The 18,704-nt window shown below is 32.0% G+C and carries 18 protein-coding genes; 9 read left to right on the top strand and 9 right to left on the bottom strand.

The annotated features are described in order from the left end of the window. Positions 1-117 precede the first annotated feature (117 nt). Both CN946_RS00255 and pepF read left to right on the top strand, forming a co-directional pair. Positions 118-1,323 (top strand): competence protein CoiA, encoded by a 1,206-nt coding sequence (locus CN946_RS00255; protein ID WP_098859379.1) that lies wholly within the window; start codon positions 118-120, stop codon positions 1,321-1,323. A gap of 53 nt (positions 1,324-1,376) precedes the next feature. Continuing rightward, positions 1,377-3,197, top strand: a complete 1,821-nt coding sequence (gene pepF / locus CN946_RS00260) for an oligoendopeptidase F (protein WP_098859380.1) — start codon at positions 1,377-1,379, stop codon at positions 3,195-3,197. A 272-nt stretch (positions 3,198-3,469) separates the two neighbouring features. Here pepF and CN946_RS00265 read toward each other — a convergent pair whose 3' ends face one another. Together CN946_RS00265 and CN946_RS00270 are read right to left on the bottom strand one after the other, a co-directional pair. Further along, positions 3,470-4,342, bottom strand: coding sequence for a DsbA family protein (locus CN946_RS00265; RefSeq protein WP_098859381.1), 873 nt, complete (start codon positions 4,340-4,342; stop codon positions 3,470-3,472). 663 nt (positions 4,343-5,005) lie between these two features. Beyond that, positions 5,006-5,596 carry a CYTH domain-containing protein gene (locus CN946_RS00270; RefSeq protein ID WP_098859382.1) on the bottom strand — a complete coding sequence of 197 codons (591 nt, stop codon included), beginning with the start codon at positions 5,594-5,596 and terminating at the stop codon, positions 5,006-5,008. Between the two features lie 135 nt (positions 5,597-5,731). Here CN946_RS00270 and CN946_RS00275 point away from each other — a divergent pair, with 135 nt between their 5' ends. The 4 genes from CN946_RS00275 to CN946_RS00290 are packed head-to-tail and all read left to right on the top strand — an operon-like array spanning position 5,732 to position 8,459. Next, a complete protein-coding gene (locus CN946_RS00275) occupies positions 5,732-6,112 on the top strand; it encodes a UPF0738 family protein (protein ID WP_098859383.1) in 381 nt (126 codons plus the stop codon). A gap of 15 nt (positions 6,113-6,127) precedes the next feature. Further along, complete coding sequence (gene yjbM, locus CN946_RS00280; protein WP_097973653.1) at positions 6,128-6,751, top strand: GTP diphosphokinase; 624 nt, start codon at positions 6,128-6,130, stop codon at positions 6,749-6,751. Positions 6,752-6,766: 15 nt separating this feature from the next. Beyond that, positions 6,767-7,558 (top strand): NAD kinase, encoded by a 792-nt coding sequence (locus tag CN946_RS00285; protein WP_097973651.1) that lies wholly within the window; start codon positions 6,767-6,769, stop codon positions 7,556-7,558. A gap of 13 nt (positions 7,559-7,571) precedes the next feature. Further along, a complete protein-coding gene (locus tag CN946_RS00290; RefSeq protein ID WP_098859430.1) occupies positions 7,572-8,459 on the top strand; it encodes an RluA family pseudouridine synthase in 888 nt (295 codons plus the stop codon). Positions 8,460-8,651: 192 nt separating this feature from the next. On the opposite strand, the gene prpE is transcribed toward CN946_RS00290, so the two are convergent. Both prpE and CN946_RS00300 read right to left on the bottom strand, forming a co-directional pair. Then, positions 8,652-9,410, bottom strand: a complete 759-nt coding sequence (gene prpE, locus CN946_RS00295; RefSeq protein WP_098859384.1) for a bis(5'-nucleosyl)-tetraphosphatase PrpE — start codon at positions 9,408-9,410, stop codon at positions 8,652-8,654. 166 nt (positions 9,411-9,576) lie between these two features. Continuing rightward, positions 9,577-10,740 (bottom strand): FtsW/RodA/SpoVE family cell cycle protein, encoded by a 1,164-nt coding sequence (locus tag CN946_RS00300; protein ID WP_098859385.1) that lies wholly within the window; start codon positions 10,738-10,740, stop codon positions 9,577-9,579. A 378-nt stretch (positions 10,741-11,118) separates the two neighbouring features. Here CN946_RS00300 and fabI point away from each other — a divergent pair, with 378 nt between their 5' ends. Further along, positions 11,119-11,889: an enoyl-ACP reductase FabI gene (fabI, locus tag CN946_RS00305; protein WP_098859386.1), complete on the top strand. Its 771-nt coding sequence runs from the start codon at positions 11,119-11,121 to the stop codon at positions 11,887-11,889. 641 nt (positions 11,890-12,530) lie between these two features. Here the strand turns inward: fabI and CN946_RS00310 are convergent. Continuing rightward, positions 12,531-13,196 (bottom strand): DUF2642 domain-containing protein, encoded by a 666-nt coding sequence (locus tag CN946_RS00310; RefSeq protein WP_098859387.1) that lies wholly within the window; start codon positions 13,194-13,196, stop codon positions 12,531-12,533. 373 nt (positions 13,197-13,569) lie between these two features. Then, positions 13,570-14,043 carry a hypothetical protein gene (locus tag CN946_RS00315; protein WP_098859388.1) on the bottom strand — a complete coding sequence of 158 codons (474 nt, stop codon included), beginning with the start codon at positions 14,041-14,043 and terminating at the stop codon, positions 13,570-13,572. 242 nt (positions 14,044-14,285) lie between these two features. Here CN946_RS00315 and CN946_RS00320 point away from each other — a divergent pair, with 242 nt between their 5' ends. Further along, complete coding sequence (locus CN946_RS00320) at positions 14,286-14,804, top strand: CotO family spore coat protein (RefSeq protein ID WP_098859389.1); 519 nt, start codon at positions 14,286-14,288, stop codon at positions 14,802-14,804. Between the two features lie 61 nt (positions 14,805-14,865). On the opposite strand, the gene CN946_RS00325 is transcribed toward CN946_RS00320, so the two are convergent. Further along, on the bottom strand, positions 14,866-15,405 hold the full coding sequence (locus tag CN946_RS00325; protein ID WP_098859390.1) for a CotY/CotZ family spore coat protein: 540 nt from the start codon (positions 15,403-15,405) through the stop codon (positions 14,866-14,868). A 289-nt stretch (positions 15,406-15,694) separates the two neighbouring features. Here CN946_RS00325 and CN946_RS00330 point away from each other — a divergent pair, with 289 nt between their 5' ends. Next, positions 15,695-16,045 (top strand): DUF1360 domain-containing protein, encoded by a 351-nt coding sequence (locus tag CN946_RS00330; protein ID WP_098859391.1) that lies wholly within the window; start codon positions 15,695-15,697, stop codon positions 16,043-16,045. 54 nt (positions 16,046-16,099) lie between these two features. Here CN946_RS00330 and CN946_RS23235 read toward each other — a convergent pair whose 3' ends face one another. Then, positions 16,100-16,237, bottom strand: coding sequence for a hypothetical protein (locus CN946_RS23235; protein ID WP_176547146.1), 138 nt, complete (start codon positions 16,235-16,237; stop codon positions 16,100-16,102). A 141-nt stretch (positions 16,238-16,378) separates the two neighbouring features. After that, positions 16,379-18,673, bottom strand: coding sequence for an ATP-dependent helicase (locus CN946_RS00340; RefSeq protein WP_176547147.1), 2,295 nt, complete (start codon positions 18,671-18,673; stop codon positions 16,379-16,381). Positions 18,674-18,704: the final 31 nt, after the last annotated feature.

Raw genomic sequence — 18,704 nt, forward strand, 5'->3', positions numbered from 1 at the left:
CTACCAAATAGAAAATTTAATTTGGTAGGTTTTTTATTTGAAAAATCGTTTTTAATTTTTTTGAAGGAAAATACGAAATGGATAGTGAAGTAAATTTGGAAAGGAGGTAGGATAAACATGATCGTAGCATTAAATAAAGAAAGGCATACTATCAATTTATTTGAAGTTAAAACGACAGATGATTTAGTAAGATTAAAGCAAAACGGACCATATTTTTGCCCAATTTGTAAAAAGCAAATGAGGCTCAAAATTGGAGTTAAGAGGGTAACTCATTTTGCGCATATAGATTTGACTGAATGTGATAATGAGAAAAAAGAGAGTATTGACCATTATAAAGGGAAGTTTGCTTTGTACCAATTTTTTAAAAAGTTTAATGTAAATGTTGAGGTTGAAAAATATATACCTGAATTAAATCAAAGACCTGATTTATTTATTAAATTAAATACTCTTCAAATATGTGTTGAATATCAATGTTCAGTTATTCCTTTAGATATAATGATAAGGAGGACAAACTCTTTTAAAGATAATGGAATGAAAGTTTTGTGGATCCTAAATGACAAACTATTAAATCAAAAAAGATGGTCATCTTTCTACATTAATTCCCTTTCTATTTATTCATTTGTTAGAATTAACGTTTTTTCACTTCTCTTCTATAATCCTACATTACAATCATTTACAGTGCTTTCCTCATTAATAGCATTTTCTCCTGTCCAATATATTGGTCAAAAGGATGTATTTCCAATAAATAATTTCAGTCTTAAGGAATTTTTATCTCCAAATAGAATTGGTAAAAAGGTATTTGTATCAAAATGGAACCGTTTAAAAAAGGATTTTAGACTATATCAACATTTGCATACGAAAGGTAATTTAATGGTTTTTAAACAGTATTTATACAATGCAAATATTTATTATTTTCCGGCAGTAATTGGAGTTCCTTTAGAAAGTAACTGCATAATTAAAGAACATTGTATATTTTGGCAGGGGCAAATATATTTTAAATTTTTTCATGAAGTAGAAATTGGACAACTGATCTTTATCGATAAAATAAATCAGTTTGTAAAAATGGAAGTACAGAATGGTAAATGGAGAGTTAATCAATTTCAAGATAATGAAATTGATAATTTGGAGAAATGTGTAGAAAAGTATATTGACTTTTTAGTAAAAATTAGAATCGTAAAACGTATTAAAAATGGTAAAATAATGAAGATAGCTAATACTATTATTCCATCATCATTCCAACAAGCATTGGATGAAGACTGTCTGAGCACTAATACAGCATTTGATTTGTTGTTTAATGCAAGAACTGATTCAAATGATTATTAATATCAGACACCGGAATGTTAATAATACTAATAATAATTTTAGGGGGATCAGCCATGCTCGAACAAAAAGCTGTTAAAAAATTACCGACTAGAAGTGAAGTTCAAGAAGAATTAACTTGGAAGTTGGAAGATATTTATGAAACAGATGCAAAATGGGAAGCTGAGTATAAAAAAGTACTTGAATTAATCCCATCATTTTCAGAGTTTAAAGGTAAATTAGGTGAGTCATCTCAAACACTTTTAAATGCATTGAAAAAACAGGATGAAATTTCGTTTTTATTAGGGAAATTGTATACATACTCTCATATGCGTTACGATCAAGATACAACAAATTCTACATATCAAGCTTTAGATGATCGTGCGAAAAATCTATACACTAAGGCTGGAAGTGCAATGTCATACTTCGTGCCTGAATTATTAACAATTTCAGAAGAAACATTGAAAAAATTTATTGATGAAAATAATGAACTGAAATTGTACGAGCACTCTTTAGAAGAAATTTTAAAGCAAAAACCACATGTTCTTTCAGCAGCTGAAGAGGAAATTATGGCACAAGCTTCTGAAGTGTTATCTTCTTCTAGTAATACGTTTGGTATGTTAAATAATGCGGACTTAAAATTTCCGACGATTGAAGACGAGAATGGTGAAGAAGTAGAAATCACACATGGTCGTTATATTCACTACTTAGAAAGCGCAGATCGTCGTGTTCGAAAAGATGCTTTTGAAGCAGTTTATCATACGTATGATGCGTATAAAAACACTTTTGCAAGTACTTTAAGTGGTGCTGTAAAGAAAGATAATTTCAAAGCAAAAGTTAGAAAATATGATAATGCTCGTCATGCAGCATTAAGTAATAACGAAATTCCTGAAATTGTTTATGATCAATTAGTTTCTACTGTAAATGATAATTTAAATTTATTACATCGTTATATTGCTATTCGTAAAAAAGCGTTAAAGCTTGATGAAATTCATATGTATGACTTATTTACTCCATTAGTAGAAGAAGTAAAAATGGAAGTTAAGTATGAAGAAGCAAAAGAAATTTTATTAAAAGCATTAAAACCATTAGGTGATGAATATGTTGAAATTCTGAAAGAGGCATATGAAAGCCGTTGGGTAGATGTTGTAGAAAACAAAGGAAAACGTAGCGGAGCATACTCTTCTGGTGCGTATGGTACAAATCCATATATCCTAATGAACTGGCAGGACAATGTAAATAACTTATTTACATTAGCACATGAATTTGGTCATTCAGTGCATAGTTATCATACTCGTAAAAATCAACCTTATGTTTACGGAGATTACTCAATCTTCGTAGCTGAAGTTGCTTCTACTTGTAATGAAGCGATTTTAAATGATTATTTACTAAAAAATACTGAAGATCCTAAGCAAAGACTTTATTTACTAAATCACTATTTAGAGACTTTTAGAGGAACTGTTTTCCGTCAAACAATGTTTGCGGAGTTTGAACATCAGATTCACGTATTAGCTCAAAACGGTGAAGCATTAACGCCAGATTTATTAACGAAAACATATTACGAGCTTAACCAAAAATATTTTGGTGACGAGATCGTAATCGACGAGTTAATTGGTTTAGAATGGAGTAGAATTCCTCATTTCTATTACAATTATTATGTTTATCAATATGCAACAGGTTTCAGTGCAGCAACAGCACTTTCAAAACAAATTCTAGAAGAAGGCGAACCAGCAGTTGAAAGATACTTAGGATTCTTAAAAGCAGGAAGCTCTGATTATCCAATTGAAGTATTGAAAAAAGCTGGCGTTGATATGACTTCATCACAACCAATCGTAGAAGCATTGAAAGTATTTGAAGAAATGTTAAACGAAATGGAAGAACTTTTATTTAACGAATAACTTATTTAAACAAACACATGTATCATCAAACCTATATGTGTTTGTTTTTTATCCTAACTTTTTCTCTATCTTTATACTACTATTTTGTGTCTAAAATGTGAAATGTTTCTCAAATGGTTGCCAAACTCTAAAATAAATTGTATTATAAGGGTGTGAATTACTTCACAAACACAAATACCCCTTTGTTGAACGTGAAAATTTCTCCCATCCCCTTGATGTAAAATATTACATCAAAAAAGAGACCTAGCGGAAGCTAGGTCTTTTTTTGTTTCTTAAACAACATACTGGTAATAAATTTGATCTTTTTGAATAATTTTCTTAACTTTTCTACGTAGGATTAATTTTTTTAATTCTAATTCCATACATTGAGTTGATTGTTCGTAAATCATACATAATTCTTTAATCGTAACAAATGGTTGGAATTTAATAAATTCAGCTAAATCAGGTAGTTCTCGTTTTTCTAACTTTGTATTAGTCATTAGTTCTAATATTTTTACATAAGTCTGATAGCTTTCAAAACCAGAAACTTTCAAACCTTCTTCTTCAATATTTTCATTAAAAAATACAACGCTTGGAATTTCAGTTACATGCATTTCTTTCGTAACTTTAATATCACATTGCAAAGCTTTAATAGAGTGGGTACTGTGTAAATCCTCCATAAACTCTTTTACATCAATATTTATATCTTTAGCACATTCGATAAGAACATCTTGATCTGTAATGTCTAAATCCTTCAAGAAATAATATTCTTGTAACTTCTTTAAGTAGTTAACGCCAGCTACTCTACCTTGAAGCTCAGCTGCTTTTAATGCAATTGCAGAGTAGTATGGGTAAAGTTCTTTATTATCAATCCATAAGTGATCGTCGCAAAGGATATCCGATCTGCTAGCTGTCTTCTCCCATACGAATGCAAGCTGAGAAGGTCGTTTTTCTAATAGTTTTTTAGTTGTGTAATATCGATTAACTGGAATATAAGTAGATGAAAAATATTGGCCATATTCTAAGTGAAACTTTTTTAAAATTGTACTAAAATCCCAACAATTTCTACAAAGTGGATCTATGAATACATACAATTCAATCGATTTTTTTGTACAATTCTGCTCGGGAAGCGTGATTGATTCATTTTTATATTGTTTGTCATTCATATATTTCACCCTTAATGCAATTCATAAGTCCGTACTATAACAGACTTGAAAATTAATTTGTAAGATATAACACGTTTATTCTCTAATGGTATTGTAGCAACGGATAGTTAATATTTCAAATATGATGCACTATTTTTCATTAATCTATTAATATTTCCTTAATTCATTTGAGTAAGGAAGTAAAAAGGGGGCCAGAAGTCTGAGCGGATCGCATTATAAATTTGTGAAACGGAACCGAGGAAAAAGTCTGGTCTGCAAATATGGATTAGAGAACTGCAAATAAGGAGATAATCTGTGCAAATAAGGTATGATCTGCAAATAAAATTCCAAAATCGCAAATAAAAATGTTAGAACTGCAAATAAAATTGGAGAATCGCAAATAAAAATAACAATACTGCAATTAAAACCACAGGAATAGCAAATAAGAGAAATTAATACCCATACCGGTAAAGGCATAAATTTATCAAAAGTAGTTATTTTCAAAAGGCAAACTAACAAAACAGCTTTAACTTTAGTTAATCAGTTAAAAGTTGAACGAAATCTGCTAACTTTCAATAAAACGATTGAAAAAATCGGCTACATACTAAAAAACGCCGAATTATACCCTTTAGGTTTCTCCGGCGTTTGAAAGTAACTATTTGCGTTGAGTTATTAGCTCATAGGTCAGTTAGCTTGATTTCCTTGTTTAACATTAAAAAAACGTCTAATCTTATTTAATGTTTTACGTTGAGGAATTTGAAGATTTTCTAATAGATTGATAAATTGTTGTTTACCAATGTTTTCGTCCGAAACTTCGAATTCTAACTCATAATCCTCGTGATTTAAATATGTACTATGGTCTAAAACTAATAGTCCATTTTCATATGGAAATTCTATTCTGTTTGTTGTTAAGTCACCTATTAATACTAGGGCATTTAAGTTTAATTTTACTTCGTTGATATAATCTTTTACTTCTCCATCTGGAAGAACGTAGGTTTTTAGCATAGTTGTTGCTTCAGCTTCACTAATTTTTTGATTAATTTCTAAATGTCCGACTGCTTGTTTTATTTTTAAAGTTAATGTAAATGAAGTTAGTGACTTATTTCTGATTCTTAACGCTCCACCATGTTCTTTAATTGTAAAATCAGGTGTCTCAAAATAATAATTAGTTTGTGATTGGAAACTTGACTCGCTAACTTGGAAATACGATTTAAGCTTTTCAAACTCCTCTTTTGTTAATAAGTTCTTGAATTCAATTTCAATTTCTTTAGCCATAATTAGCTCCTTATTTTTAGTATTATTTTTGTTATTGAATGTGCTAGTCTTCGTCTATTTTCGATTTGATATGTTACAATAGAAATGGTCAAATTTAAATAAAATACATACATTAAAAAGGTTGAGGTTTTAGTGATGAGAAAAATGCTTGAAATAAATGGAATAAATATAAATGAAGATGGTTTGTTTCTGTTAATAGACGATACAAAAATGAATTTAGAACAGTGTCATGAAGTAGGAACAATGATTGCAGACTCAGACCAAGGTTCACTATTGTATATATTAGAAGAAAATGAAGAATTTGTATATGTTACAGTGCCTTATAAGCATTGGTCGGACTTGAAAAAAGCAAATGATCAAAATTTAAACGTATTTTTAAAGGTCGCTGAAAAGAGTCTTTCACTAAATAATTGGAATGAAGAGTTAACTTATTTAATCCAAAATGTTGAAGGTAATTTTAACTATGGAGAAGAATTTGTTAAGCAAGTTCAAAGTGCATTTTTAGAAGAGAAGTAAGTTGGTGGTGATTGGATGAATGGTCAATGGGAAAGTTTTTTAGCACCTTATGAACAAGCAGTAAGTGAATTGAAAATAAAGTTAAAAGGGATTAGAAAACAGTTTGAAGAAACTAATCAGCATTCCCCAATTGAGTTTGTAACTGGGAGAGTTAAGCCTATTCACAGTATTGTTAATAAGACAATAAGAAAAGGAATTCCTTTAGCAAATTTAGAAACTGAATTACAGGATATTGCCGGTCTTAGAATGATGTGCCAATTTGTAGAGGATATTAAAAATGTAGTGGAGCTTCTTCGTAAACGTAAAGATTTTACAATTGTCGAAGAGCGAGATTATATTACAAATAAAAAGAATAGCGGGTATCGTTCCTATCATGTAGTTGTTGAATATCCAGTTCAAACAATTGAAGGTGAACGAAAAGTTTTAGTTGAAATTCAAATAAGAACTCTTGCGATGAATTTTTGGGCAACAATAGAGCATTCTTTAAATTATAAGTATAAAGGGAAATATCCTGAAAATATTCATGAACGATTACAAAGAGCAGCTGAAGCAGCGTTTCTATTAGATGAAGAAATGTCCCTTATTAGAGGAGAGATTCAAGAGGCGCAAGCAGAGTTTTCGAAAAAAAACGACCAATAAGGAAAGGGCGAGAAAATGAAATTCGTAATTATGTCTAAGGGCGATCAAGAGTCCAATGAACTGACGAAACGAATGAGAGATTATTTAGAGAGTTTTAATTTTAAATTTGATGAAGAAGAGCCTGAAATTGCTATATCTGTAGGAGGTGACGGGACCTTACTTCATGCTTTTCATAATTACACTCATCTTCTCGATAAAGTATCTTTCGTAGGGGTTCATACTGGGCATTTAGGGTTTTACGCTGATTGGGTACCAAGTGAGGTAGAAAAGCTTGTTATTGCAATTGCTAAGACTCCATTTCAAGTAGTTGAATATCCTTTATTGGAAGTTATCATCCGTTATAAGGATGGAAGAAAAGAAATGCAAACATTAGCTTTAAATGAATGTACGATAAAAGGTCTTGAAGGTACATTAGTGATTGATGTTGAAATAAAAGGTCAGCATTTTGAGACATTTAGAGGTGACGGTCTTTGTATTTCTACACCTTCAGGTAGTACAGCGTATAATAAAGCACTTGGTGGAGCAATTATTCATCCATCAATTGAAGCGATTCAAATTGCTGAGATGGCTTCAATTAATAATCGAGTTTTTCGTACAATTGGTTCACCTCTTGTTTTACCTAAACATCATACTTGCTTACTTAAACCTGTAAGAAACGCAAATTTTCAAATTACATTAGATCATAAAACAATCGTACATCAAGATGTTAAATCGATTCAATGTCGAGTAGCTCATGAAAAAGTACGATTTGCACGTTTTAGACCTTTTCCATTTTGGAAGCGTGTCGTTGATTCTTTTGTTAAATAATATGGTGAAAAATATGAAGCAATTTAGTTTATCATGGGAAGTAAAAAAAGAGCATAATGGAATTTTACTTAGAGAGTTTCTTAAATTAAAGGAGCTCTCTAAACGTGCTCTCACAGATATAAAATTTCAAGGTGGAAAAATTACAGTAAACGGTGAAGAAAAAACTGTCCGTACGATGTTAAAAGAATTAGATCTTGTACAAATCTATTTTCCAATCGAGAAACCAAGTGAGGAACTTATAGCTGAAGAAATTCCTTTTGAAATTGTTTATGAAGATGATGCTGTATTAGTCGTCAATAAACCTTTTGGAATACCAAGTATACCTTCTAGAGAGCATCCTAAGGGTACACTTGCAAATGGATTATTATTTTATTATCAAACGATTGGGCTCCAATCGACTATCCATATTGTAACTCGATTAGACAAAGACACTTCGGGTTTAATGCTAGTTGCCAAAAATCGTTATATTCATTATTTGTTTTCGAAAAATGAATTAAAAAATGTAAAAAGAAAATATTTAGCAATAGCTCATGGGCAAATGAATGATACAGAAGGGGTAATACGAGCAAAGATTGCTAGGAAAAGTGATAGTATTATCGAGAGAATTGTTTCTGAAGAGGGGCAAGAAGCAATCACACATTATAAGGTCCTTTTAGTAAATAGGGACTACTCAGTTGTTGAATTAGAATTAGAAACGGGTCGAACACATCAAATCCGGGTGCATATGTCTTCGATTGGACATCCGTTAATCGGGGATGATTTATATGGAGGTAATACTGATCGATTAAAAAGGCAGGCGTTGCATAGTTATCAATTGTCATTTGTTCATCCAATTGATCATACGGAAAAAAACTTTGAAATCGCTTTACCTGCTGATGTAGAGAGGTTATTGGAGTCGTGAATGTCAAGTAATAAATTTGTCTAAATTTTGTATAATTTATTGACAATATATGAATAATAGATTATTTTTAGTATGTAGTGTTTCTCCATGGGGATGGAAGAGACTAATATATTAAGCTGATAAGTGAGCGCTTACATTATCAGCAAAAAAGTAGGTTCCGATCAGAAACCTACTTTTTTTGTATCTATTTTTCTAAACTCTACTCTCTTTTTCTTCGTAAAAACTAAATTTTTCTTCAATGTATGGCATTGAAGATTGTACTTGGGTATATTTATGTTCTGGATACGAAAATGCTGTTAGTTTACCACCGAAGACGGCGCCAGTATCAATATTAATTGTATTATTTAATTCTCTTGGTTCCTTAATTGGAGTATGACCATAAACAATTAATGCTTTACCCTTATACTCTTTAGCCCAATCTTTTCTTACAGGCATCCCATTTGGGAGCACTTCTCCATTAATATCCCCATATAAAACGAATGTTTTAACATTATTTGAATGTTTACCGATCATATCCTCACGTATACCAGCATGACTAACAACTAGTTTTCCATTGTCTAAAACATTATAAAGTGGGGAGCCTTCATATAGTTTTTTAAACGATGCTTGATAATGATTCCTTTCTTTACCGCTAACTGATTCTAATTCAGCAACTGTTGTTTCAAGTCCATGTTGAATTTTTACATTGCGACCAAGAAAATACCGATAAAGTTTATTACAATGATTCCCTGGTGAATAATGTGCTTTCTTATGCTTCATCACAAGTTCATATACTACTTTTATAACCGCAAGCGAATTAGGTCCACGATCCGTTAAATCACCAACAAAAACTAACTTTCGATTTTCAGGGTGAACGGGTATATTATTCTCCCACGAATAACCAAGTTTTTTAGTTAATTCAACAAATTCATTATAACAACCATGAATATCGCCTATAATGTCGTATTTCATCCTATCAATCCTTTTAGTCTGTTATTTCAACTAGTAATAATCGTAGTATGCCCCAAAAAAGCAGCGTAAAAGAACTTTCCAATAAGGGGATTGCTAATATAAAAAAAGAAGGGGTAAAGATCTTCATTAGATCTTTACCCCTGTCTTTTTTTGTATTTCTACTCTATCAATCAAACATATACTTATTTGTTCTAGATCTTACATTAAGGATGAATCCAATTGCTAGAAGATTAGTTGCTAGAGAACTTCCCCCGTAACTTACGAATGGTAGAGTAATCCCTGTAATCGGTAGTAGACCGATCGTCATACCAATATTTTGGAAAATCTGGAAAGTAAACATTCCGACTACACCAGCACAAAGATAACTACCAAATTTATCGTTACTTTCTAAAGCAATATGAATCATTCGATAAATTAATAAGAAGAATAATGAAATTACTACACTTGCTCCTATGAACCCGTATTGTTCGCAGATTACTGTGAAAATAAAATCTGTATGTGGTTCAGGGAAGTATGCTTCACCGTTATGGAACCCTTTACCTGTAAGTAAACCAGAACCAGCTGCCATTAATGCCTGAGTAAGCTGATAACCTTGAGAAGGGTATTCATACGGTGCTAACCAGCCGTAAAAACGATTTAACTGGTATTCCTCGAGCACATGCGATGTGAAAAATTCAAAATGATAAAAGTATAGATAAACCATGAAAGCACCAAGGCCAACCGTTAATACAACTAGTCCAAGAATATAGCGCCAACGAATTCCAGAAATTAAAATCATTGTTGCGATAATTGCACACATAACCATTGTATTTCCTAAGTCAGGTTCTTTCGCAATCAGTAGTAGAGGAGGCAATGAAATACCGAATATTTTACCTAAAAGTAAAATATCTTCTCTCTTTCCACGGACAGCGTACATTTCATTATGTCTCGAAATAATTGTTCCTAAAATAATGATCATAAAAATTTTCATTAATTCAGATGGTTGGAAGTTACCAATACCAGGTAATGTGTACCATGCCGTTGCACCTTTGATGGTTTTAGCACCTGGAATATGCAGTTCTAATCCAAGTAGTAGGAGTAGTCCAAAACCATACATATACCAAATAACATTTTTATATCGATCAAAATCAATAATCATAATAAAGGCAATACCAACAAGTCCAATGATATACCATTTAATTTGTTGTCCAGCGAAATTGATGTTTCTTAGATTTGCAGGAAGGCTTGGCATTGCACTAGTAATTGCAAGATAACTAACAGTTGCAATACAAAAAAGGATAAAAAGTAATTTGAAATCAATTTGAAAGGGAGATGTACGGTCTTCCTTCATGTCCTCACCTCTCTATAATAAGTTTTATTAGTATGCTTTTAAATAGGCACTTTTAATGTACGACAATCATCATTATAATTTATTTTCGTCCTTAAAGGAATTCAAAACTATAAACTCTTTTTAAATAAACTATTATATTTATATTTTTCACTTTAAAATATAAATTGGCAGCTAGGAATAGTACTCGAGGTGGTAGCCAATTCTAGGAATAAAGTATAAGTGCAACTACGCCTCTGACTTCGCCTAAAAGGCTCGTCAGTCGACGAGTTTTCTTTATGTGGATAAAGCTATAATAACTTTACTATTTTCAATTCATGGTAATTGTGCTACTATTTTAGTATCTAGTACTAATAACTAATAATAAAGGAGATGAATGATATGATTTCATTGCAAGGAAAAACTTTTGTTGTTATGGGTGTTGCAAACTTCCGTAGTATCGCTTGGGGTATTGCACAATCATTACATAGCGCGGGAGCAAATTTAATTTTTACATACGCAAATGAAAGATTAGAAAAAGGTGTTCGTGAATTAGCTGACTCACTAGAAAATCCTAACAATCTTTTAGTTCAATGTGATGTAACTAGTGATGAAGATTTAGCAAAATGCTTTGCATCAATTAAAGAGCAAGTTGGCACAATTCATGGTGTAGCACACTGTATCGCTTTTGCAAATAAAGAGGATCTAAAAGGTGATTTTGTAGACACAAGCCGTGATGGGTACTTATTATCACAAAACATTAGTGCTTACTCTTTAGTAGGTGTAGCTCGTGAAGCAAAACCATTAATGGTTGAAGGTGGAAGCATTGTTACGCTAACTTACTTAGGTGGAGAGCGTGTAATGCAAAACTATAACCTAATGGGTGTATCTAAAGCAGCTCTAGAAGCTTCTGTACGCTATTTAGCGAACGATTTAGGGAGATACAATATTCGCGTTAACTCAATCTCTGCAGGACCAATCCGTACGCTTTCTGCAAAAGGAGTAGGCGACTTTAATACAATCTTAAAAGAGATCGAAGAAAAAGCACCGTTACGTAGAAACGTAACACAAGAAGAAGTAGGAGATTCTGCTTTATTCTTATTTAGTGACTTAGCAAGAGGTATTACTGGAGAAAACATACATGTTGATTCAGGATACCATATAATGGGATAAAAAGAGTTAGAATAATAGAAGTCTAAATGGCTTCTATTTTTTTGTATTTAAATAACATACTCATAAGTGGTCATTGTGGTCATGAGTAAGTAAAACAGTAAGAAGATAGAAATTACTTACTCATAAAAGGTTATGAGTAAATACAGAGTGATAAAATATAAAACGGTCTATAGGGAAAACAGAATAAAGTGGATCATTATTGATGTAGATTTAAATGATTGGTTTATAAGTTGATGTTCAATCTCAATTGACTTACAAACTTATTAATATTCTGTTAGATTACACTAAGTAAAGGATATTAAATTATAGGTTTTTATCGTAAACTTTTTTTGATGAATTAGTTGATTGGAATGGAGGGATGCTCAACTCATATGGGATAAGCGGGAAGGCTAAAGAATCGCGCCCCATGGAAAGCGAGCATCCCGTAATGGAAATCAACATCACGCTACTCCTTTTACAATAATTTGATAATTAATTAAAGATTGTTTTTCAACAGCTGAAATAAGCGTTCTTCCTTATATGGGTAAACATTCTGTTAGGGAAATTAACCTGACATTAATCAAATAAAAAAAGTGCCTTCTTATGATGATCATAACTAGGCACTTTTTATTGTAAATGTGGCATTTTAATTTTATTAATTCTTACGGAATAAAAATTGATTTTAAGTGACGCAGACCTACTAATTTGCTTTCTCCTCTAGATGTAGTCAACTCTATGAAATTTGAGTCAATAGAACTCAACTTACCTATATATTCGTAATTTTCTCCACTGTTCATTACGACTAATTCACCAATCAACTTATTTAATTGAACGTCTAACGTACGTGCTAGAGGGATATTAGAAGGATTAACAGGTAATAAATTATTACTTAACATATAAGGGGTTTTTTCTGTGAGATAAGGGGTTAACCACTTTAAATGCTGGAGGGATATATACATGATTTTATAAATCGGTGAATAGAATACAAAATAATTATTCATGATGGTTGTAATAAAGCCATGAAAAGAACGATTATTTGATAGACTAATTTCTACAAAAATCCCTTTGGCAGCAGTTAATACTTTACGTAAAGATAACTCATCTTTTTCGTGTTCTAATTCTTGGAGGGAAGGAACAATACCAAAGGATTCTTCGAGTGTAATTTCACTAAGGTTATGAATATGAAGTAGTGGAATATAAAGGAAATTTTCACCATTGAAAACAACTAATAAATCATTTCCAACTTCAATTAAGATTCCATCAACATTACTGTTACCGGATATTTCAATTGTAACTTGTTTGTTGAGAAAATTTTTGAAACTTGCCATGATTTTCTCCTTTCTTAAAAAGATAAATCATTAATATTCAGACATGTTTATTTCTGAAAAAGGATTTTCAATTTTTATTAATATGGGCATATCGATTAGGAAGATAGTTTGTCTAAATAAAATCAATCATTTCATTTAAAGGTTGGCAAGGTAGATAGTGCCTGTCTTATATGAATGAAAAAAGATTATTAAATTTTATAGTTAGATCAGTTAGTTCATAGCAGCATACTTCCAATGATTTATAGATTACCACTCAAAATTAAGTATAGTTTCAAAGTACTTTATAATGGGTTTACATAATTAGAATGGCATCGAGGATCAAAGTTTTATAAAAAAAGGGTCGTTTTATTTCATAAAACGACCTTTCTAAACATTATTTTCTTCTTCTTAATGTTTGGCTTGTCGTATTACTTCTTTCGTAAACTTCAAATTTTTCACCGAAACTTACACTTTTTACATGATAAGTAGCAAGATACACTAGTTCATCGTTAAAAGAAATTTCTACATAATCATGGTTTGCATCAAGAAGAATGCCTTCAACTTTGTCGTGGCCACCGCGATTAATTTTTACCCATTGTCTAACTTGAGAATTTAATAAGTCTACAAAACTCTCATTTGGTAATAATTCAATCGTATTGTACATTTCATCATAAGATAATTTACCTTTAGCAAATGAAGTTACGCTTTTAATATGAGTATAAGGGAAGTAAATTACACCTTCAGCCTCTGTAAAAAGAGCAATATGTGTTCCAAATGCACCAATTAATAAACCTTCTTTAGATTCATGACCTCCTCGACCAATTCTAACTCCTTTACCTACGAATACTGAGAATAATTCTTTATTCACTTTTTCATCGCTCCTTGTTTTTTCTGTGCGGTTACAATGTATTTATATGTGCCCTGTCAATTGTTTGTACTAGGATATTTGTCCAATTTAGATGAATATGTTCAAAATTAGTCAAGTGTTGATAGGCGTTTATTACGTATTTCGATTAAATTTGTAGGTTACTTGATTGAGAAAAAAGTAACATGATAAATATTGTCTGTTCATATAATTTATGAGAGCACACTTACGAGGGAGGAACAACAATGGCAAGAAAAGAGTCTAAAGAGGGTGTAAAGCCATTATTATATATTGCGCAGCCAGATTTTCAAGAAGCCAAGTTGAATGTACAACACTCATATGTGGTCAAAGTAAATAATCAGGATCAAAAACAAAAGGATAAAGAATATGTAGCTTCTAAATACGTGGAAGTGGAAGAACTAGAGGAATTAGCAGAAGTAGAAGACGTAGAAGAATTAGAAGATGTTGTGAATTTAGATGAACAAGAAGAACAAGAAGAACAACAAGAACAAGTCGAAGCAGACAATGCTTGGATGAAAAAACCATTTAAAGCTATGACGAATGAAGAAAAAGTTTTATTTATGATAAATAAGCCTCATTATATTCCAAAAGTTGAGTGCCGAATTCGAACAAATAAAGATTTATATATTGGCTATATTATGGGTTACAACGAAGGAAAGGTTTCAATTAAGGTTTCTTCAAAAATTAATGATATTGAATTGGATATTCAAAGTATTGTAAGTATTCAAATGGTAGGAATTTAAGGCGTTAAAAAGGTGGTAGATACATGATCTACCACCCATAGTTTTTTAGTTTACATTAAACTTACAGATTTGAAACGTGTACGTCACGTAAGCATTGGATTGCACAGAAGCAATCTAAGTCAACAGTTACACAAGTGTTTGAAGCAACAAACATTTCAGCTTCTACTAATTCGCAGAAAGTGTTTTGGTTGTTTTTGTTTCCGCCGCCGCCTTGGTTTTGATTAACAGGGACTAATGCTCTTAATACTGCACAGCAATCTTCGTCTACACTTTCAACACGGAAAACAACTGTATCTTGGCAATTGTTGACTTGAGCGTTTTTGTTGTTGTTGTTTTGGTTATCTCCGCCATCACGGTTTTGAGCCATTACTGCCATCATATTATTATTAAATGCTGGTACTCTAAATAATTCACCGTTTGCTAAATACAATAGGAAAGGGCGAGTATTTGCAAGTGGTACATTAGGGTTAGCACCTAAGAATGGAACGTCACAACCTGTTGGGCAAGTGTTTGTTGCGCAATCTTGTAGATCATTTATGAATTTTACAACGTCACATACGCAATGGTTTCTTTTTTTGTCGTGGTTGTCTTTGCAACTCATCATTTTCACTCCTTATCACTTTAGATGGATATTACATTACTATGATATTAAGCAGGCGAAAAACGGTTACTGAAGATTTTTGCTTTTTTAGATAAATGGGCTTAGGAGCAAAGTAGTACAGTTAAAGCAGGAAAGACAAAGAAGAGATTAAATCTGAAGAGGGGAATAGGGAGAGTAAAAAAGAAAAGGGGAGGAGAAGGGTTGGAAGGGATTAGAGGAGCATAAATGTAGGGTAAGGAAGTGAGATTATTTACCCCTTGCATCCATATCCCTTGTCCCCATACTTAACATGGATATAAGTTGGTTGTTGCTATTTATCTTTATTTTGGCAAGCTTTCGATTGACTCGTTTAGTTGTTCATGATAAAATAACAGCTTTTCTAAGAAGACCTTTTATTGATGAAATAACTCTTGAAGAGAATGGGATGCCTGTTACTTATACAAAGATTAAAGGAAGTGGAATCCAATACTTTTTTGGTGAGTTATTAAGTTGTACTTGGTGTAGCGGAATTTGGTGTACAGCGTTTTTACTATTAATATATGTGTTCTTTCCACATGTGGGAGAGTTCATCATCATTTTGTTAGCTATTGCAGGGGCAGCTGGCGTAATAGAAACGATTGTGAATAGACTGAATTCGTAATTTTAGGTAGAACGATTGAAAATTCCTTTCATATACTATTGTGAATAGACTTATTTAGGAGGGAAGATATGTATAATCAAGGTCAGGGTCAAATGACTCCTTTTCAATGGCAACAACTCCAACAACAACAGCAGTATCAAATGCAACAACAACAAATGCAGCAACAAATGAATCAAGCGAACTATAATCCATATTATCAAGGCGCTCCGGCCGGCTATGTGAAAAAATCAGGTTGTGGCTGTGGCAGTAGAACAACTAGACGATAAATTATAAAAAAGGTGAGCATATTTGCTCACCTTTATTTTTGTACAATTTTAATTAGTTAGTTCAATCTCATTTCTTATTAATAAAGCGTCGAATTAGTCTTGAAGAATTAGCTTTTTTGCCTCTTCTTTTTTGAAGAATTGATAAGTATAATAGCTTTCTAGCTCTTGTACATGCCACATAAAGAAGGCGACGTTCTTCTTCTAGTTGATCTAAGTTACCATTTTTTAAAGATTCTAAAGCATAATCATGAGGGAATCCTCCGTCTACAACACCTAGAATATAGACATAATCATACTCTAATCCCTTTGAACGGTGAGCTGTTAAAAGCGAAATATTACCTTGTGATGACTGATTTTTTTTCTGCTTATATTCTTTAAATTTAGCAGAAATATGAAATGCATGTTCAACAAACTCTCTAATTGATTTGAAATTTTTGCTGACAACCTTTAAATCTCTCAAATCATCAGATGGTCGTTCAATTTTATTAGACTCATTTCCACGCTTTTTAATATAGTCCATAAATGCTGGACTTTCTTCAATTCGCTCAATTGCTTCTAAAGGAGATGCGTGTTTTAAATAACGTAAAATTTTAATCAGGTTTTCAATTTTTTTAATTTGAAATGGTGCTGCACTTTTAATAGTGGTAAACGCTTCTAAGAAAGATAGATTTTGCAAAACACTATTCATTTTTGCATCTTGAAATGCTTGTTGTTTTAGGAAAAAGACAGGTAATATTTCTTTCAATGCTGCTTGGTGGTCCTCATCTCCTATTAATAGTAAGAAAGAGATCATTTTTCGAATAATCGGTCGATCATAAAATGAGTCGCCATCTTGATCGATAGTAAATGGTAAGCTTGTTCCAATTAATCGCTCAAAAACAGCCCTTGATGCAGTATTAGTGCGATATAAAATTGCAAATTGTCCTGGATTTGCACCGTTATTTATTTTTTCCTTAATATCATTAATAATCATCGTTGCTTCTTCTTCTTCATCGTATGGAAAGAAGAAAGAAGGTACTTGATCGTAGTCATATTGAGCATGCATTGATTTTACAAAACGGTTTTTATTAGGCTTAATGACTTCGTTGGCCAATGATACAATCCCGTGGGTGGAACGATAGTTTTCACTTAAATGATAAATTGTAGATCCTTGGAAATGCTCTTTAAAATCTAAGATAAACCTGGGGTCACTTCCTCTAAACGCATAAATTGACTGGTCATCATCACCAACAGCCGTAATATTTTCTGTATGTTGAAAAAGGATTTTTAGAATATTGAATTGGATTTTATTAATATCTTGAAACTCATCCACTAATAAACATTTAAATCGATTTTGATAATGTAAAAGTAATTCATTATTTTCATTTAACATTTCAAAGCAACCGAGTAACATATCGTCAAAATCAAATTGCCCATTTTGCTTTTTTAATGATTCATAGCCTTCATAAAGAGAAGCGACCTGTTCTTCCCAAGCATCTTTTGATCTAATCTCATGTGGATAAACACAAGAGTTCTTCCATAAGCCGATTTGTTGAATAGCTTGATCGTATGCAAATGACTTTTCATCAATTTCAAGACTTCGACCAATTTGCTTTAACATGATCTCCTTTTGAAAATCCGATTTAATTAAACGGCTTGAATCCCATTTCGTACGATCAAATCGTAAAAGCATTTTATAGAAAATACTATGAAAGGTACCAATTTCCATCTGTTGAATAGGGTAACCAAGACCTTTCATTCTTTCTTTCATTTCTGCAGATGCTTTTGACGTGAATGTTACGAGCATCATTTCATGAGGAAGTATACCGCTATTCATTAAGTGCATTGCTCGAGTTGTTATGACTCGTGTTTTACCACTTCCGGCTCCAGCAAGTACAAGTAAAGGTGAACCGATATGTGTAACAGCATTCCATTGTTGAGAATCTAATGAAATTTGATTGATCACATAATCATCCGTCTTTTGTTCATTTATTTTATATGGTGGAATATTGTAAAAAGGTAGTCTGTTAATAAATTGATTTTCATCTGTTTTTTCGATTGTAGCTGTATTTGAAATCGATCGTTTAGTAGGTAGTTTAATAATACCATCATTAGTATTTTCGGTAGTAGAATGATTATTTTCAAATCTAGCAATGATTTCTTGCTCCAACTCTACGTTATGATTCATACATGCTAGATTTTGCTCTTTGTTTATATGATAAAAATGAGGAATATCATAAATAGTTAATGTGAAATTTAAGTTTTGATGGCAATTAACACATTTAACTTCCCCGCGAATACTGGCTTGATATATTTCCTCATATCTTGATCGAGGGAATTCTGGTAAATAGATTGATTGATTTTGATAGTTTGCAATTTTCATTATTTTCCCCCTTAAAATTAAAGCAGACTCA

This window comes from Bacillus sp. AFS053548 (assembly GCF_002575105.1).
Lineage (GTDB): Bacteria > Bacillota > Bacilli > Bacillales > Bacillaceae_G > Gottfriedia.

Excerpts from the sequence above, each read along its gene's own strand:
- CN946_RS00255 (WP_098859379.1), top strand. The coding sequence starts at position 118 with ATGATCGTAGCATTAAATAAAGAAAGGCATACTATCAATTTATTTGAA.
- pepF (WP_098859380.1), top strand. The coding sequence starts at position 1,377 with ATGCTCGAACAAAAAGCTGTTAAAAAATTACCGACTAGAAGTGAAGTT.
- CN946_RS00265 (WP_098859381.1), bottom strand. The coding sequence starts at position 4,342 with ATGAATGACAAACAATATAAAAATGAATCAATCACGCTTCCCGAGCAG.
- CN946_RS00270 (WP_098859382.1), bottom strand. The coding sequence starts at position 5,596 with ATGGCTAAAGAAATTGAAATTGAATTCAAGAACTTATTAACAAAAGAG.
- CN946_RS00275 (WP_098859383.1), top strand. The coding sequence starts at position 5,732 with ATGAGAAAAATGCTTGAAATAAATGGAATAAATATAAATGAAGATGGT.
- yjbM (WP_097973653.1), top strand. The coding sequence starts at position 6,128 with ATGAATGGTCAATGGGAAAGTTTTTTAGCACCTTATGAACAAGCAGTA.
- CN946_RS00285 (WP_097973651.1), top strand. The coding sequence starts at position 6,767 with ATGAAATTCGTAATTATGTCTAAGGGCGATCAAGAGTCCAATGAACTG.
- CN946_RS00290 (WP_098859430.1), top strand. The coding sequence starts at position 7,572 with ATGAAGCAATTTAGTTTATCATGGGAAGTAAAAAAAGAGCATAATGGA.
- prpE (WP_098859384.1), bottom strand. The coding sequence starts at position 9,410 with ATGAAATACGACATTATAGGCGATATTCATGGTTGTTATAATGAATTT.
- CN946_RS00300 (WP_098859385.1), bottom strand. The coding sequence starts at position 10,740 with ATGAAGGAAGACCGTACATCTCCCTTTCAAATTGATTTCAAATTACTT.
- fabI (WP_098859386.1), top strand. The coding sequence starts at position 11,119 with ATGATTTCATTGCAAGGAAAAACTTTTGTTGTTATGGGTGTTGCAAAC.
- CN946_RS00310 (WP_098859387.1), bottom strand. The coding sequence starts at position 13,196 with ATGGCAAGTTTCAAAAATTTTCTCAACAAACAAGTTACAATTGAAATA.
- CN946_RS00320 (WP_098859389.1), top strand. The coding sequence starts at position 14,286 with ATGGCAAGAAAAGAGTCTAAAGAGGGTGTAAAGCCATTATTATATATT.
- CN946_RS00325 (WP_098859390.1), bottom strand. The coding sequence starts at position 15,405 with ATGAGTTGCAAAGACAACCACGACAAAAAAAGAAACCATTGCGTATGT.
- CN946_RS00330 (WP_098859391.1), top strand. The coding sequence starts at position 15,695 with ATGGATATAAGTTGGTTGTTGCTATTTATCTTTATTTTGGCAAGCTTT.
- CN946_RS23235 (WP_176547146.1), bottom strand. The coding sequence starts at position 16,237 with ATGGATTATAGTTCGCTTGATTCATTTGTTGCTGCATTTGTTGTTGTT.
- CN946_RS00340 (WP_176547147.1), bottom strand. The coding sequence starts at position 18,673 with ATGAAAATTGCAAACTATCAAAATCAATCAATCTATTTACCAGAATTC.